Source organism: Bacillus sp. ISL-47 (assembly GCF_018613175.1).
GTDB lineage: Bacteria > Bacillota > Bacilli > Bacillales > Cytobacillaceae > Cytobacillus.
This window is the reverse complement of record NZ_JAGGQS010000017.1, coordinates 1-12,977: the sequence shown is the minus strand read 5'-3', so window position 1 is coordinate 12,977 and position 12,977 is coordinate 1. Positions and strand designations below refer to the sequence as shown.

Here is a 12,977-nt window from a genome sequence, read left to right as displayed (position 1 = left end):
TAGCTGACATTTTAACGGAGGTGGGCGTAATGAAGGTTTTAGTCATTGGAAGAGGCGGCCGCGAGCATGCTATTTGCTGGAAGATGAACCAAAGTCCTTCGGTAGAAAAGGTCTTTGTAGCTCCAGGAAATCCTGGGATGGAAGATTCAGCTCAGCGAATCAACATTGTGGAAAGTGATCAGGAAAAATTAGTGCAGTTTGCGCTTGATAATCAGATTGGTTTGACGGTTATTGGCCCAGAGGTACCGCTTTTAGAAGGACTGGCTGATCGTTTTCAGGAAGCTGGATTAATAGTGTTTGGACCGAAACAAGCCGCCGCAGAAATTGAGGGCAGTAAGTCGTTTGCGAAGGAACTAATGCAGAAATATAATATCCCGACAGCTGAATATGCTGTCTTTAGTAAATATGAAGAAGCAAAAGCTTATATTGAAGAAAAGGGTGCACCGATTGTCCTGAAAGCGGATGGCCTTGCTGCCGGCAAAGGCGTTATCGTAGCGATGACAATGGATGAAGCGTTAGCGGGCATAGAGGAGCTGCTTTTAAATGAAAAGTTCGGTGAAGCTTCTGCAACCGTTGTAATTGAAGAGTTCCTCGAGGGTGAAGAATTTTCTTTAATGGCTTTGGTAAACGGGGAAAATGTGATTCCGCTTGAAATTGCCCAGGACCATAAGCGTGCTTTTGATGGAGACCAGGGTCCGAATACAGGCGGAATGGGCGCCTATTCACCTGTGCCTCATATCGGAAAAGAAACGGTTGGAAATGCTGTTGAAAAAGTATTGAAGCCAGCTGCAAAAGCGATGGTGCAGGAAGGCCGAAGCTTTAGCGGAATCCTGTATGCGGGTTTGATTAAAACATCATCAGGCCCTAAAGTTATTGAATTTAATGCCCGATTCGGAGATCCCGAAACACAGGTGATTTTGCCGCGAATGAAATCTGATTTGGCGGAGGTTATGCTGGCTGTCCTTAAGGGTGAAGTACCCGTGATCCAATGGGACGACCAAGCAATGGTTGGAGTCGTTGCTGCATCTAAGGGTTATCCTGAAGCATATGAAAAAGGCGCTGTCCTAAACGGGCTTCAGGAAATCAGCAATGATACAGCCGTGTTTCATGCCGGTACTGACCAAAACAGCTCAGGAGAGTTTGTCACAAACGGCGGCCGTGTGCTGCTTGCAGGTGCTAAAGCGGCAACCCTGAAGGATGCGCAGGAAAAAGTGTATGATGAACTTGAAAAACTTCAGTGTGACGGCATTTTTTATCGAAAAGATATTGCCAACAAAGCTATCTCGCACGTCCTTTCTTAGTTCTGCGGATATACACATACAGAAGCGCCACAATGCTTCCAATCAATGCTATTATTACAAACGACATATCCATCACGTATTCCCAAAACATATTGTCAGCTCCTTTTTAAGTTATTTAAGATATTATATGGGCGCGCCCATTCGAATTCTATCTTGTATAGCCCCCCATTAAGGGGGCTTTTAATATTAGGTACTTTTCGTATAGATTGTTGTTTTTGAACTATAAAGCTTGCCCGTTGATTTCCGCTCCAGTCACGCAGCGAACCCGCCGGGAGGAACGGGAACCTCCTCGGCGTTTCACGCCTGCGGGGTCTCCCGCTCCCTCTCTTCCGGCAGGAGTCAAGTGCCTTCCGCTCCAATCAACTCAGTAATTAAAACTAGTTTGTAAGCAACAAACTTTGCGAAATAGCCTAATTTTATGACGGATTATACGGCAGCATTTCCTCAGCCGAATCATTGTTTTCACGATCACTGCCTTGATGCCTCATATCCTGAACCATATCTTGGCCTCTTTCAAACAGAGCTGTTAATGGACAGAAGCGGACGATCCCTTCTGCCACTTTCATTCCTCCCAGCATAGCCATCATTAAATAAGAATCCCGCCACGGCCTTTTGACTAGCTTGGATGTACTCCACGCCAAAACGGTAAAGCCGACTGTAATCCGTATTAAGGCATTTAAGATGCCGATATTTGGTTTAACATTCATGAATGGCCACCTCTTTCACAAAATTTTTACAATCTTTTACTGATTCTTTAATGCGTTAAACAGTGAAATATGTTACTATAGAAAAACAAGAGAAATGAAAGGGCTTTCTTTATTGTTTTGAAGCCATTTTTCTTTGTTAACTTTCATTATAAAAAAATCGTTCTTTTTCATATAAAGAGATAATTAAAAAGGGAGGGAGTATGGTGCTGGAACAGCGTTACCGTTGGAAAAACAAGCACTTGCGTGAACATGTTTCCGTACTGGACGGAAAACTGTCACCGACGATACTACTTAAAAACGCACGTTATCTAAATCAGGCATTCCGTAAATGGATAACGGCTAATATTTGGATTTATGACGACCGCATTGTCTATGTGGGCGAAAAACTGCCGGAAAAAATGGAACAATGTGAGGTCGTTGATTGTACTGGGATGACGCTGGTTCCAGGGTATATTGAGCCGCATGCCCACCCATTTCAATTATATAATCCCCATTCCTTTGCGAGCTATGCATCTCAGTTTGGCACAACGACCCTGATCAATGACAACATGGTTCTTGCTTTGCAGCAGGATAAAAAGAAAGCGTTTTCTTTTTTAAAGGAAATGAGGAATATCCCGGCGACGATGTATTGGTGGTGCAGGTTCGATGCGCAAACAGAAATACAGCATGAAGAAACAACCTTTTCGCACGGGAACATCAAATCGTGGCTTGAGCATGACGCTGTCCTTCAGGGAGGCGAGCTGACCGGGTGGCCTAAGCTTCTGGACGGCGATGATATGATGCTCCATTGGATTCAGGAGACAAAGCGGATGAGAAAGAAAATTGAAGGCCATTTTCCGGGAGCATCCGAAAAAACACTTGCAAAGCTCATGCTGCTTGGAGCGGATTGCGATCATGAATCCATGACAGGGAAGGACGTTTATAACCGTCTTCTACAGGGATATACCGTGTCCCTAAGGTATTCGTCCATTCGTCCGGATTTGCCGGTCTTATTGGATGAAATGCATGAATTGGGAATCGATCATTATGATCAGATTATTTTCACGACAGACGGATCCTTCTCCTCTTTTTATGAACAGGGAATTATTGACCATATGATCCGCATTGCGATTGAAAAAGGCGTTCCTGTGGTTGACGCTTATAATATGGCCACTATTAATGTTGCCCGCCACTATGGAATCGATTATATGCATGGAAATATCGCAACAGGAAGGGTCGCAAATATCAATTTCCTTGCAAGTGAAGAGGATCCAACACCAGTTTCTGTTATGGCAAAGGGTGAATGGGTAAAAAAAGATGGTGTTAATCTGGATGCTTATGAACCGGTTCCGTGGGATGAATTTGGCTTTGAACCGATGAATATCGATTGGGATCTTACTGCTGATGATATGCAGTTCTCCATGCCGTTCGGAATAAAAATGGAGAATGCCGTTATAACAAAGCCATATTCCATCGCAATTGATGTATCATCTGATGAGCTTGAAAAAGAGCATGACGAGTGCTTTTTCATGCTTGTGGACCGAGAAGGACACTGGCGCATTAATACAGTACTAAAGGGCTTCGCGAGCAGCCTCGATGGCATGGCAAGTTCTTTTTCAAATACGGGAGATATCATATTAATCGGCAAAAACAAGAGTGAGATGCTGAACGCATTTAACCGGCTTAAAGAAATTGGCGGAGGGATTGTTATTTCTGAAGGCGGAAAAATTGTTCAGGAGATGGAGCTTCGTTTAAAAGGAATTATGTCCGATAAAAAGGTAGAGGAATTAATGGAGGAAGAGAAACAGCTAGTCCATTACCTCCGGGATAAAGGCTACAGGCATGAAGATCCGATGTATACTTTGCTCTTTTTCTCCTCTACGCATCTGCCATATATCCGAATTACCCAGCAGGGAATGTATGATGTCATGAATAAAACGGTACTCTTTCCAACGATAATGCGTTAAAATGTAAAAGAGATGCAATACTAAATAGATAAAGAAACGACTCAGACGAGCTAACATAGAAAACTGCATCGAGGCAAAAAGGGATATACAGGGGTGCAAAGATGCTAAAAAGATGGATAGCTGTTTCAGCAGCCGCAATGCTCTTAGTTTCAGGATGCAGCAGCAAAGATGAAGCAGAAGAGCCTGCAAAGCAAGGGACAGAAAAAGCTGAAGAAGCAACAAAAGGGGTAAGTGAACAAAAAGAGCTTCCATTCCACTTTCCGCTCACTGGAGCCGGATCGGAATCCGAAGTGGATGGAAGAGCTGTAGCGGTGATGGTCAACAATCACCCGAAAGCCCGTCCGCAATCAGGCCTGGATAAAGCTGATATCGTCTATGAAATGCTGGCAGAAGGAGATGTGACCCGTTTCCTTGCCATTTTTCAGAGTGAACAGCCTGAAGAAATAGGGCCGGTAAGAAGCGCCAGAGACTACTATATTGATCTGGCGAAAGGCTATGACAGCCTTTATATTGCTCATGGCAACAGTCCAGAAGCGAAAGAAATGATGGATCAGGGCTATATTGATAGTCTGAACGGCCTTTATTATGATGGCACATTGTTTAAACGGGCGAGTTTCAGAAAGGCTCCGCATAATTCTTACATTTCGTTCGAGAGTGTGCTAAAAGGAGCGGAACAGAACCAGTATTCAATGGATGAGGCACCTGCTTCCCTTAACTTCCTGTCAAAAAAAGAGGCAAAAGCAATTGAGGGAACATCTGCCGAATCCGTGATGGTTTCTTATTTAAACAATGAATTATTTAATGTGATTTATGAGTACGATGAGGGGCTGGAAAAGTATAAAAGGTATTCCAATGGAGAACTTACAGCCGATTATCATTCTGGAGAACCTGTATTACTTGACAACATTTTCATCGCAGAAGCCGAACATAAAGTAGTTGACAGTGCGGGCCGCCGTGATATTAACTTAACTTCTGGGGGCAGAGCCTATCTCCTTCAAAAAGGAAAAATGACAGAAGTCGAGTGGGAAAATGAGGATGGCAGGATTCTTCCTGTCCTAAATGGCAAACAAGCCGGTCTGGTACCGGGCAAGACCTGGATTAATATTGTTCCTTCAAGCCCGGGCCTTGAGCAAACGGTTTCCTTTGAATGAAAGCAATAGCTTCAAAAACTATTATCTAATAAAGGGGTATGCAATATATGCAGATTGATAAGCTAAGAGGAAAAGAACTTGACCAATTATTTAAGTCGGTTTTGTCTTTGAAAGATCTGGAGGAGTGCTACCGCTTCTTCGACGACTTATGCACAGTGAACGAAATTCAGTCATTGGCGCAGCGCCTGGAAGTTGCACGCATGCTTCGCGAAGGCAAAACTTATCATAAAATTGAAACAGATACAGGTGCCAGCACGGCAACCATTTCACGTGTGAAACGCTGCCTGAACTATGGAAACGATGCCTATGAAATGGCATTGGAGCGAATTAAAGAAGAAGAGGCTGAAAAAGCGTAAATAATTATTTTTTCTTAAACCGATGGGGTGTTCCCGCGGTTTTTTTCTTTGTCTTCGCGAGAGGGCTGCTAAAATTTTTTCACCTTATAGCCACTTCCCGCTTTTCTTTTTTATATAGCGTCATCGCCTAGCCTCTGGAGGTCTTCAGTCCAGCTGAAAGAAGCCAAAAAGAGGCTGGACTTCAAGCGTTCGCCGGACTTTCACAGGACGTGCTGCCGTGAACATTCGCCACAGAACGCGGTGGCTTTTAGTTGACGTTCATCCCTTCAAATGGCGCTTCCGCTTTTATTTTTTATTCTCTTTCCTAAATGATATAATGGTGTAATGGAATGATAGAATGGAGGCAATTTTGCATGTACGATGTTCGCGAATGGAGCCATGTGTTTAAGCTCGATCCGGATAAATATATATCAGATGAAGATCTGGAGATGATCTGTGAATCAGGAACTGACGGGATAATTGTAGGCGGAACAGATGGCGTTACGCTTGAAAAAGTGCTTGATTTAATGGCCCGAATCCGCAGATATACAGTGCCATGTGTACTGGAGGTTTCCACGATTGATTCGATAACGCCTGGTTTTGATTTATATTTTATTCCGACTGTATTAAACAGCCAGGATGTAAAGTGGATTACAGGCCTTCATCACGAAGCTGTTAAAGAATACGGAGATATCATGAACTGGGAAGAAATTCTCGTCCAGGGTTATTGCATTTTAAATGAGGATTGCAAAGCCGCTAAAGTTACCAATTCCCGTACGGATTTGTCTTTGGATGAGGTTAGGGCATTTGCGATGATGGCCGAGAAGATGTTCCGCCTGCCTATCTTTTATTTGGAATACAGCGGCAAGTATGGAGATGCTGCTGTTGTCTCCGAAGTGAAAGAGACGCTTGAAGAAACAGTACTATTTTACGGCGGCGGCATTGAGAATCCCGAGCAGGCAAAAGAAATGGCTGAGCATGCAGATGTGATTGTGGTCGGCAATATTATTTACAAGGATTTGCAGGCAGCGTTAAAAACAGTAAAGGCGGCAAATGCGTAAGATCGAAGATGAATGGACGATGAAGCCAGGAGTTATGCAGTTATAAAAGACAAAGTTGATAGAGATCCTTAAACAGGATAGAATAGAAAATAAGAACATATGTTTCTATGGTGGTGAAGAGAAGGAATGCAATTTTTAACGGATAAATTATTAAATGGTTTAAATCCGCAGCAGCAAAATGCGGTAAAAGCAACGGATGGACCTCTCTTGATTATGGCCGGAGCAGGGAGTGGCAAAACAAGAGTGCTAACACACAGGATTGCCTATCTGATGGTGGAAAAGGGTGTCAATCCTTATAACATTTTGGCAATCACATTTACAAACAAAGCGGCACGTGAGATGCGTGATCGTATTCACAATATGATGGGCGGAGCGGCTGATGAAATTTGGATTTCAACTTTCCACTCCATGTGTGTGCGCATCTTAAGAAGAGATATTGACCGGATAGGCTATAACCGCAATTTTACCATCTTGGACTCTACTGACCAGCAATCGGTCATTAAATCCATCCTTAAGGATAAAAACCTGGATCCGAAGAAGTTTGATCCGCGTGCAATTCTGGGATCAATCAGTTCGGCAAAAAATGAATTGATCACTCCAGAAGAATATGCGAAAACGGCAGGGGACTATATCCAGCAAGTTGCCAGTGATGTCTATACAGAGTACCAAAAGAGATTGCGACGCAACCAGGCGCTCGATTTTGATGATTTAATCATGATTACTATCCAGCTGTTCCAGCGTGTTCCGGAAGTGCTTGAATATTATCAGCGCAAATTCCAATACATTCACGTGGATGAGTACCAGGATACGAACAGAGCGCAGTATATGCTTGTAAAGCTTTTAGCAAGCCGCTTTAGAAACCTTTGTGTTGTCGGTGACTCAGACCAATCGATTTACAAATGGCGGGGCGCGGATATTGCCAACATCCTTTCCTTTGAAAAGGATTACCCAAACGCCCAGACGATTCTGCTTGAACAAAATTACCGTTCAACGAAAAGAATTCTTCTTGCTGCGAACGAAGTTATAAGCAAGAACATGAATCGCAAGCCGAAAAACCTTTGGACTGAAAATGCAGAAGGAAACAAGATCCATTACTATAGGGCGGACAGCGAGCAGGGAGAAGCGCAGTTTGTTGCAGGTAAAATTAAAGAATATGTTAACAGCGGCAAGCGCAGCTATTCAGATATCGCGATTTTGTACCGCACGAATGCCCAATCCCGTGTAATGGAGGAAGTGCTGCTAAAGTCGAATATTGAATACTCCATTGTCGGCGGCATTAAGTTCTACGACCGCAAAGAAATTAAGGATATCCTCGCTTATTTGCGCCTGATTGCAAATCCGGATGATGATATCAGCCTGCAGCGTGTGATCAATGTCCCTAAGCGCGGAATTGGCTCAGGTTCTGTTGATAAAATCGCCAACTTTGCTCAAGCATACGAAATGAGCATGTTTGAGGCGCTAGAATCGATTGAATTGATCGGATTAAGTCCTAAAATTACAAAAGGGGCTACCCAGTTTAGGGATTTGGTTAAAAACTATACACAAATGCAGGAGTACTTATCTGTCACAGAATTAGTGGAAGAGCTTTTGGAAAAATCGGGGTACCGCGATATGCTCATTGCCGAGAAATCTATCGAAGCCCAAAGCCGCCTGGAAAACATCGATGAATTCCTGTCTGTTACGAAAAACTTTGAAGATGCAAGCGAAGATAAATCGCTAATTGCCTTTTTAACGGATTTGGCTCTTGTGGCTGATATTGATAAATTGGATGATGACGGCGAAAAGGCAGAATCTGTTGTTCTTATGACTCTTCACTCCGCAAAAGGGCTGGAGTTCCCTGTTGTATTCTTAATGGGGCTTGAGGAAGGCGTATTCCCTCACAGCCGTTCGCTGATGGAAGAAGCGGAAATGGAGGAAGAGCGCCGGCTAGCTTATGTGGGAATAACGAGAGCAGAGGAAGAGCTTTTCATTACAAATGCTCAAATGCGTACCCTCTTTGGACGTACCAATATGAATCCGCCATCCCGGTTTATCAAAGAGATTCCAGCTGAATTGCTTGATGGCCTGGAGCCGGAGAGGGCAAAGAAACCTTCACCATTCGGTTCTTCACCATTCGGATCGCCTGGTGCTTCCAGACAGGCCCAGCCGCAAAGAAAAGCGGTAGTACGTCCGTCTACATCGAATACAGGCGGAGATGATATTGACTGGAAGGTTGGCGATAAGGCCCAGCACGGCAAGTGGGGAACAGGTACGGTTGTCAGCGTAAAAGGTGCCGGAGAAGGCACAGAGCTGGATATTGCATTCCCGAAACCTGTGGGCATTAAACGCTTGCTTGCCAAATTTGCGCCAATTACAAAAGCTTAAATAAGCTGCTTTTATTATAAAGGCTATGTAATGCTCATGCTGATATTGCGCTCTGTTGAATGGTGAGGTAGGTGCGAGATCCCAGCAGGAGAAGAGAGTATTGGGAGACTCCGGAGGCGCCTAGGCGGCTTCCGGGCCCCCCGCATACACTAGCGCCTGGAGTGGAAACCAAAAGGCAAATTTAACAAAGCCATTCTAAAATGAACAGATCCCGACCCGGTTGCTGTGTCTGCCAGGTCTGATCTTATTGGAAAGGGTTGGATGTATGGACCTTATAACGGCAGAAAAAAAGGTAAAAGATCTCCACAATCTGCTTAATCAATACAATTATGAGTATCATGTTCTTGATCAGCCATCAGTTCCTGATGCGGAATATGACCGGCTCATGAGAGAGCTAACTGAGCTTGAGGAGCTGTTTCCTGATCTGAAAACGGAAGATTCTCCTACACAAAGGGTAGGCGGAGAAATCCTTGATATGTTCGAAAAAGTGGAACATCAATCACAAATGCTAAGCTTGGGAAATGCCTTTAATGATCAGGATTTGCGGGATTTTGACCGCCGCGTCCGGCAGGGTGCTGGAGATGATGTTACCTATGTATGCGAATTGAAAATAGATGGACTTGCCGTCTCCCTTCGCTATGATGAGGGTCTATTTGTTCTCGGAGCGACACGAGGAGATGGTTCAATCGGTGAAAATATCACCGCCAATCTGAAGACAATCCGTTCGATTCCCCTTCGCCTGAAGGAAGGGGTCACCATGGAGGTACGCGGTGAAGCCTTCATGCCTAGGCGTTCTTTTGAAGCCTTAAATAAAGCAAAAGAAGAAAATGGCGAAGAGCCTTTTGCGAATCCGAGAAATGCTGCCGCAGGTTCTTTAAGGCAGCTAGATCCGCGCCTTGCTGCCAAACGCAACCTGGATATCTTTGTATATGGGATTGCGGATACTGGCGATTCTGGTATTGTGTCCCATAGCGACGGCCTGGATTATCTGGATAACCTAGGGTTTAAAACCAATAAGGAACGTAAAAAGTGTGTAAATATTGATGAAGTAATCGAGTATGTCCAAGGGTGGACTGAAAAACGCCCGAACCTTGCTTATGATATTGATGGAATTGTGATAAAAGTGGATTCTCTGGAGCAGCAGGAGCAGCTCGGCACGACTGCAAAAAGCCCTCGCTGGGCCATTGCCTATAAATTCCCTGCTGAAGAGGTTGTGACGACTTTAAGGAATATTGAACTGAGTGTGGGCAGAACAGGAGTAGTAACTCCAACTGCTATCCTCGATCCTGTCCGTGTAGCCGGAACGACAGTACAGCGAGCTTCCCTTCATAATGAAGATTTAATTCGCGAAAAAGATATTAAGATTGGGGACCAGGTTGTTGTCAAAAAGGCCGGAGATATTATCCCTGAAGTCGTGAATGTACTTGCTGACAGAAGAACCGGCGAGGAGCAGGATTTTAATATGCCCACACACTGTCCTGAGTGCGAAAGCGAGCTTGTCCGTCTCGATGGGGAGGTGGCATTGCGCTGCATTAATCCAAAATGTCCAGCGCAAATCCGTGAGGGGCTTATCCACTTTGTTTCCCGTAATGCAATGAATATTGACGGCCTTGGTGAAAAGGTCATTAGCCAGCTTTTTGCAGAAAATCTAATCAAAGATGTGGCAGATATCTATAAATTGACGTATGAACAGCTGATACAGCTCGAACGAATGGGCGAAAAGTCAGTGACTAATCTTCTGACTGCCATCGAAAATTCGAAGCAAAACTCACTTGAAAAACTGTTATTTGGCTTAGGTATCCGTCACGTCGGAGCAAAAGCAGCCAAAACGCTTGCCCTGGAGTTTGGCAATATGGAGATGCTTGAAAAAGTTTCCCGTGAAGATTTAACCGCAATCAATGAAATTGGTGAAAAAATGGCTGATTCCGTTGTGACCTTTTTTGAACAGGACGAAGCCCACGAGCTGCTGCGTGAGTTAAAAGCTGTCGGGGTTAACATGGAATATAAAGGGCCAAAGCCAGTTTCAGCCGAAAACTCGGATAGCTTCTTTGCAGGAAAGACAGTTGTGCTAACTGGAAAGCTCGAAATCATGGGCAGGACTGAAGCAAAAGAAAAAATTGAAGCGCTTGGCGGAAAGGTATCCGGAAGTGTTAGCAAGAAAACAGATGTGGTGATCGCTGGGGAAGATGCGGGTTCCAAGCTAACGAAAGCCCAGGAGCTGGGAGTAGAGGTTTGGAACGAGGAGAGACTGGTTGAAGAATTAAATAAGTAAGAGGGTGGAAGCGCCGTGAAAAATCTCATGATGCTTGCTTTATCCCTTTCACTCCTGCTATCTGGCTGTGCGCCTAATTTTAATAAGCAGGAGGAAGTCGTTCAGGAAGATAAGAACGAAAAAGATAAGGCGATCATTCCGAATTATAAAATTTCAGACAAATATTATCGTACGCTGCTGCCATTTGAACCAAGTGAATCAAGAGGTCTAGTGGTCAATAACATTAGTACCAAGTATGATATTAATGAATTTGAAACAGGGCTTATGCGGGTTGCCCAAAATACATTTGACCCGGATAAGTACTTATTCCAGGAAGGGCAGTACCTAAAAAGGGATACAGCCCGAGCCTGGCTGAACCGCAAATTCACGGAAGCACAGCTGAAAGAGCGGAAGTTAAAGGAAGAAGAGAATATTGGATTGAATCCAATGATTGCAGATGGCGGAGATATTGATAGGAATAATGAAAAAAGCCCAATCTACCTGGCTCATATCCTTGAACATAACTATCTCGTGAAAAATGATGACGGAAAGGTCGGACTTGGCGGTATCGTAATCGGCCTTGCCATGAATTCTGTCCATTATTATCAGAAAGAGCAATATGGCGCAACATATGAAACGAAGATCAAACATGAAGCTCTTGAAAGAGAAGGCAAAAAGATGGCGGAAGAAGTGCTGCAGCGAATCCGGCAGATTAAAGAATTAAAAGACGTGCCAGTTACCATTGCTTTGTTTGAACAGGAAGAAAGAACTTCAGTTGTGCCAGGCAGCTTTTTTGCATATGCTAATGCGCCAAAAGGCAGCAGCAAGCTTGGCGGGTGGGAAGATATCAATGAAAAATACGTTCTTTTCCCATCAAACGAGGCTGAGAAAAACCACCGTGATGATTTGACGGCATTTCTTAATTTTAAACAGGATGTAGAAACTTACTTTCCTAATTTCAATGGTGTCATCGGAAAAGCTTTTTATGCCCAGGATCAGTTGCAGGAAGTAAATATTGATATTCCAATCCAGTTCTACGGAAAGGCAGAAGGGATTGGCTTCACGCAATATGTAACCGGGCTAGTGGTCAAACACTTCCCTGAATACATTTCAGTTCAGGTGAACATCTCGTCCGTTAATGGACCTGAGGCGCTGGTCGTTCGCAAAGCAGACCAAAGTGAGCCATTTGTCCATATATATCAATAAAGCTTAATAAAAACCAGGAGTGCAAAGATGCGCTGCCTGGTTTTTTTATTGAGAGCGAATAGCATGGTTGTTGCGGGATTATGTCGGCGATAACGAAATAAAAACCGTGAGAAAAATTCCATAAGACGTACATAGGCGATAATAGGAGTAGGTGCCAACCTTTTGTAAAACTAAATCCTGAGAAGCAAAATATCAAAACAGCACCTGGCAACCATATATAACAGCAATAATCATCTCCTAGCCAAAGCAGCCCCAATCCCTTATCCTGCCTAATAAAAATTGGTAATCAGCCAAAGGGATGTTAATATATAACATCAGCGGAGAATGTTTGAAGATAATGATAATTTCATGTTAATATAATGGATGGATGTAAACGTTTTAAGAGAATAGCAGATCGTGTTCCTGCATCAGCAAAAATCAGGATAAAGCTGCTAGGATCTGGCGTTTGTATATTTGTACACAGGAGGCGGTAAAAATGGTACAACCTTATAAGCATGAACCATTCACGAATTTTAAAGAAGATGAAAATCGTGAAGCGTATTTAAAGGGTTTACAGACAGTAGAAAGCTATTTGGGCCAGGATTACGATCTATTAATTGGCGGAGAGCGTGTTTCTACTGAAGATAAAATCGTATCAATCAATCCTTCTAATAAA

General features: G+C 43.7%; 10 protein-coding genes and 1 pseudogene. 9 read left to right on the top strand and 2 right to left on the bottom strand.

Going from position 1 to position 12,977, the window contains the following annotated elements; translation table 11 throughout:
* The first annotated feature begins 29 nt into the window (after window positions 1-29).
* A complete protein-coding gene (gene purD, locus J7I93_RS06190) occupies window positions 30-1,301 on the top strand; it encodes a phosphoribosylamine--glycine ligase (protein WP_214724353.1) in 1,272 nt (423 codons plus the stop codon).
* Here purD and J7I93_RS25505 read toward each other — a convergent pair.
* Window positions 1,279-1,392: an EYxxD motif small membrane protein gene (locus J7I93_RS25505; protein WP_353050260.1), complete on the bottom strand. Its 114-nt coding sequence runs from the start codon at window positions 1,390-1,392 to the stop codon at window positions 1,279-1,281. The two genes, purD and J7I93_RS25505, sit on opposite strands and share 23 nt — an antisense overlap.
* A 325-nt stretch (window positions 1,393-1,717) precedes the next feature.
* A complete protein-coding gene (locus J7I93_RS06185; RefSeq protein WP_214724351.1) occupies window positions 1,718-2,008 on the bottom strand; it encodes a YgaP family membrane protein in 291 nt (96 codons plus the stop codon).
* Window positions 2,009-2,211: 203 nt separating this feature from the next.
* Between J7I93_RS06185 and J7I93_RS06180 the strand changes: the two genes are divergently transcribed.
* The 8 genes and pseudogenes from J7I93_RS06180 to J7I93_RS06145 form a co-directional block, all read left to right on the top strand.
* A complete protein-coding gene (locus J7I93_RS06180) occupies window positions 2,212-3,954 on the top strand; it encodes an adenine deaminase C-terminal domain-containing protein (protein ID WP_214724382.1) in 1,743 nt (580 codons plus the stop codon).
* A gap of 101 nt (window positions 3,955-4,055) precedes the next feature.
* Window positions 4,056-5,105 carry a DUF3048 domain-containing protein gene (locus J7I93_RS06175; RefSeq protein ID WP_214724349.1) on the top strand — a complete coding sequence of 350 codons (1,050 nt, stop codon included), beginning with the start codon at window positions 4,056-4,058 and terminating at the stop codon, window positions 5,103-5,105.
* Between the two features lie 47 nt (window positions 5,106-5,152).
* Window positions 5,153-5,461, top strand: coding sequence for a YerC/YecD family TrpR-related protein (locus tag J7I93_RS06170; protein ID WP_035333268.1), 309 nt, complete (start codon window positions 5,153-5,155; stop codon window positions 5,459-5,461).
* A 353-nt stretch (window positions 5,462-5,814) separates the two neighbouring features.
* The gene (gene pcrB, locus J7I93_RS06165; protein WP_214724347.1) at window positions 5,815-6,501 is read left to right on the top strand and encodes a heptaprenylglyceryl phosphate synthase; all 687 of its coding nucleotides are present in this window, start codon (window positions 5,815-5,817) and stop codon (window positions 6,499-6,501) included.
* Window positions 6,502-6,627: 126 nt separating this feature from the next.
* A complete protein-coding gene (gene pcrA / locus J7I93_RS06160) occupies window positions 6,628-8,865 on the top strand; it encodes a DNA helicase PcrA (protein ID WP_214724345.1) in 2,238 nt (745 codons plus the stop codon).
* 265 nt (window positions 8,866-9,130) lie between these two features.
* Entirely contained in the window at window positions 9,131-11,137 is a 2,007-nt protein-coding gene (ligA, locus tag J7I93_RS06155; protein WP_214724343.1) for an NAD-dependent DNA ligase LigA, read from the top strand.
* A gap of 15 nt (window positions 11,138-11,152) precedes the next feature.
* The gene (locus J7I93_RS06150; protein WP_214724341.1) at window positions 11,153-12,322 is read left to right on the top strand and encodes a CamS family sex pheromone protein; all 1,170 of its coding nucleotides are present in this window, start codon (window positions 11,153-11,155) and stop codon (window positions 12,320-12,322) included.
* Window positions 12,323-12,797: 475 nt separating this feature from the next.
* A pseudogene (locus J7I93_RS06145) lies at window positions 12,798-12,977 on the top strand (L-glutamate gamma-semialdehyde dehydrogenase); the annotation flags it as partial.

Excerpts from the sequence above, each read along its gene's own strand:
- purD (WP_214724353.1), top strand. The coding sequence starts at position 30 with ATGAAGGTTTTAGTCATTGGAAGAGGCGGCCGCGAGCATGCTATTTGC.
- J7I93_RS25505 (WP_353050260.1), bottom strand. The coding sequence starts at position 1,392 with ATGTTTTGGGAATACGTGATGGATATGTCGTTTGTAATAATAGCATTG.
- J7I93_RS06185 (WP_214724351.1), bottom strand. The coding sequence starts at position 2,008 with ATGAATGTTAAACCAAATATCGGCATCTTAAATGCCTTAATACGGATT.
- J7I93_RS06175 (WP_214724349.1), top strand. The coding sequence starts at position 4,056 with ATGCTAAAAAGATGGATAGCTGTTTCAGCAGCCGCAATGCTCTTAGTT.
- J7I93_RS06170 (WP_035333268.1), top strand. The coding sequence starts at position 5,153 with ATGCAGATTGATAAGCTAAGAGGAAAAGAACTTGACCAATTATTTAAG.
- pcrB (WP_214724347.1), top strand. The coding sequence starts at position 5,815 with ATGTACGATGTTCGCGAATGGAGCCATGTGTTTAAGCTCGATCCGGAT.
- pcrA (WP_214724345.1), top strand. The coding sequence starts at position 6,628 with ATGCAATTTTTAACGGATAAATTATTAAATGGTTTAAATCCGCAGCAG.
- ligA (WP_214724343.1), top strand. The coding sequence starts at position 9,131 with ATGGACCTTATAACGGCAGAAAAAAAGGTAAAAGATCTCCACAATCTG.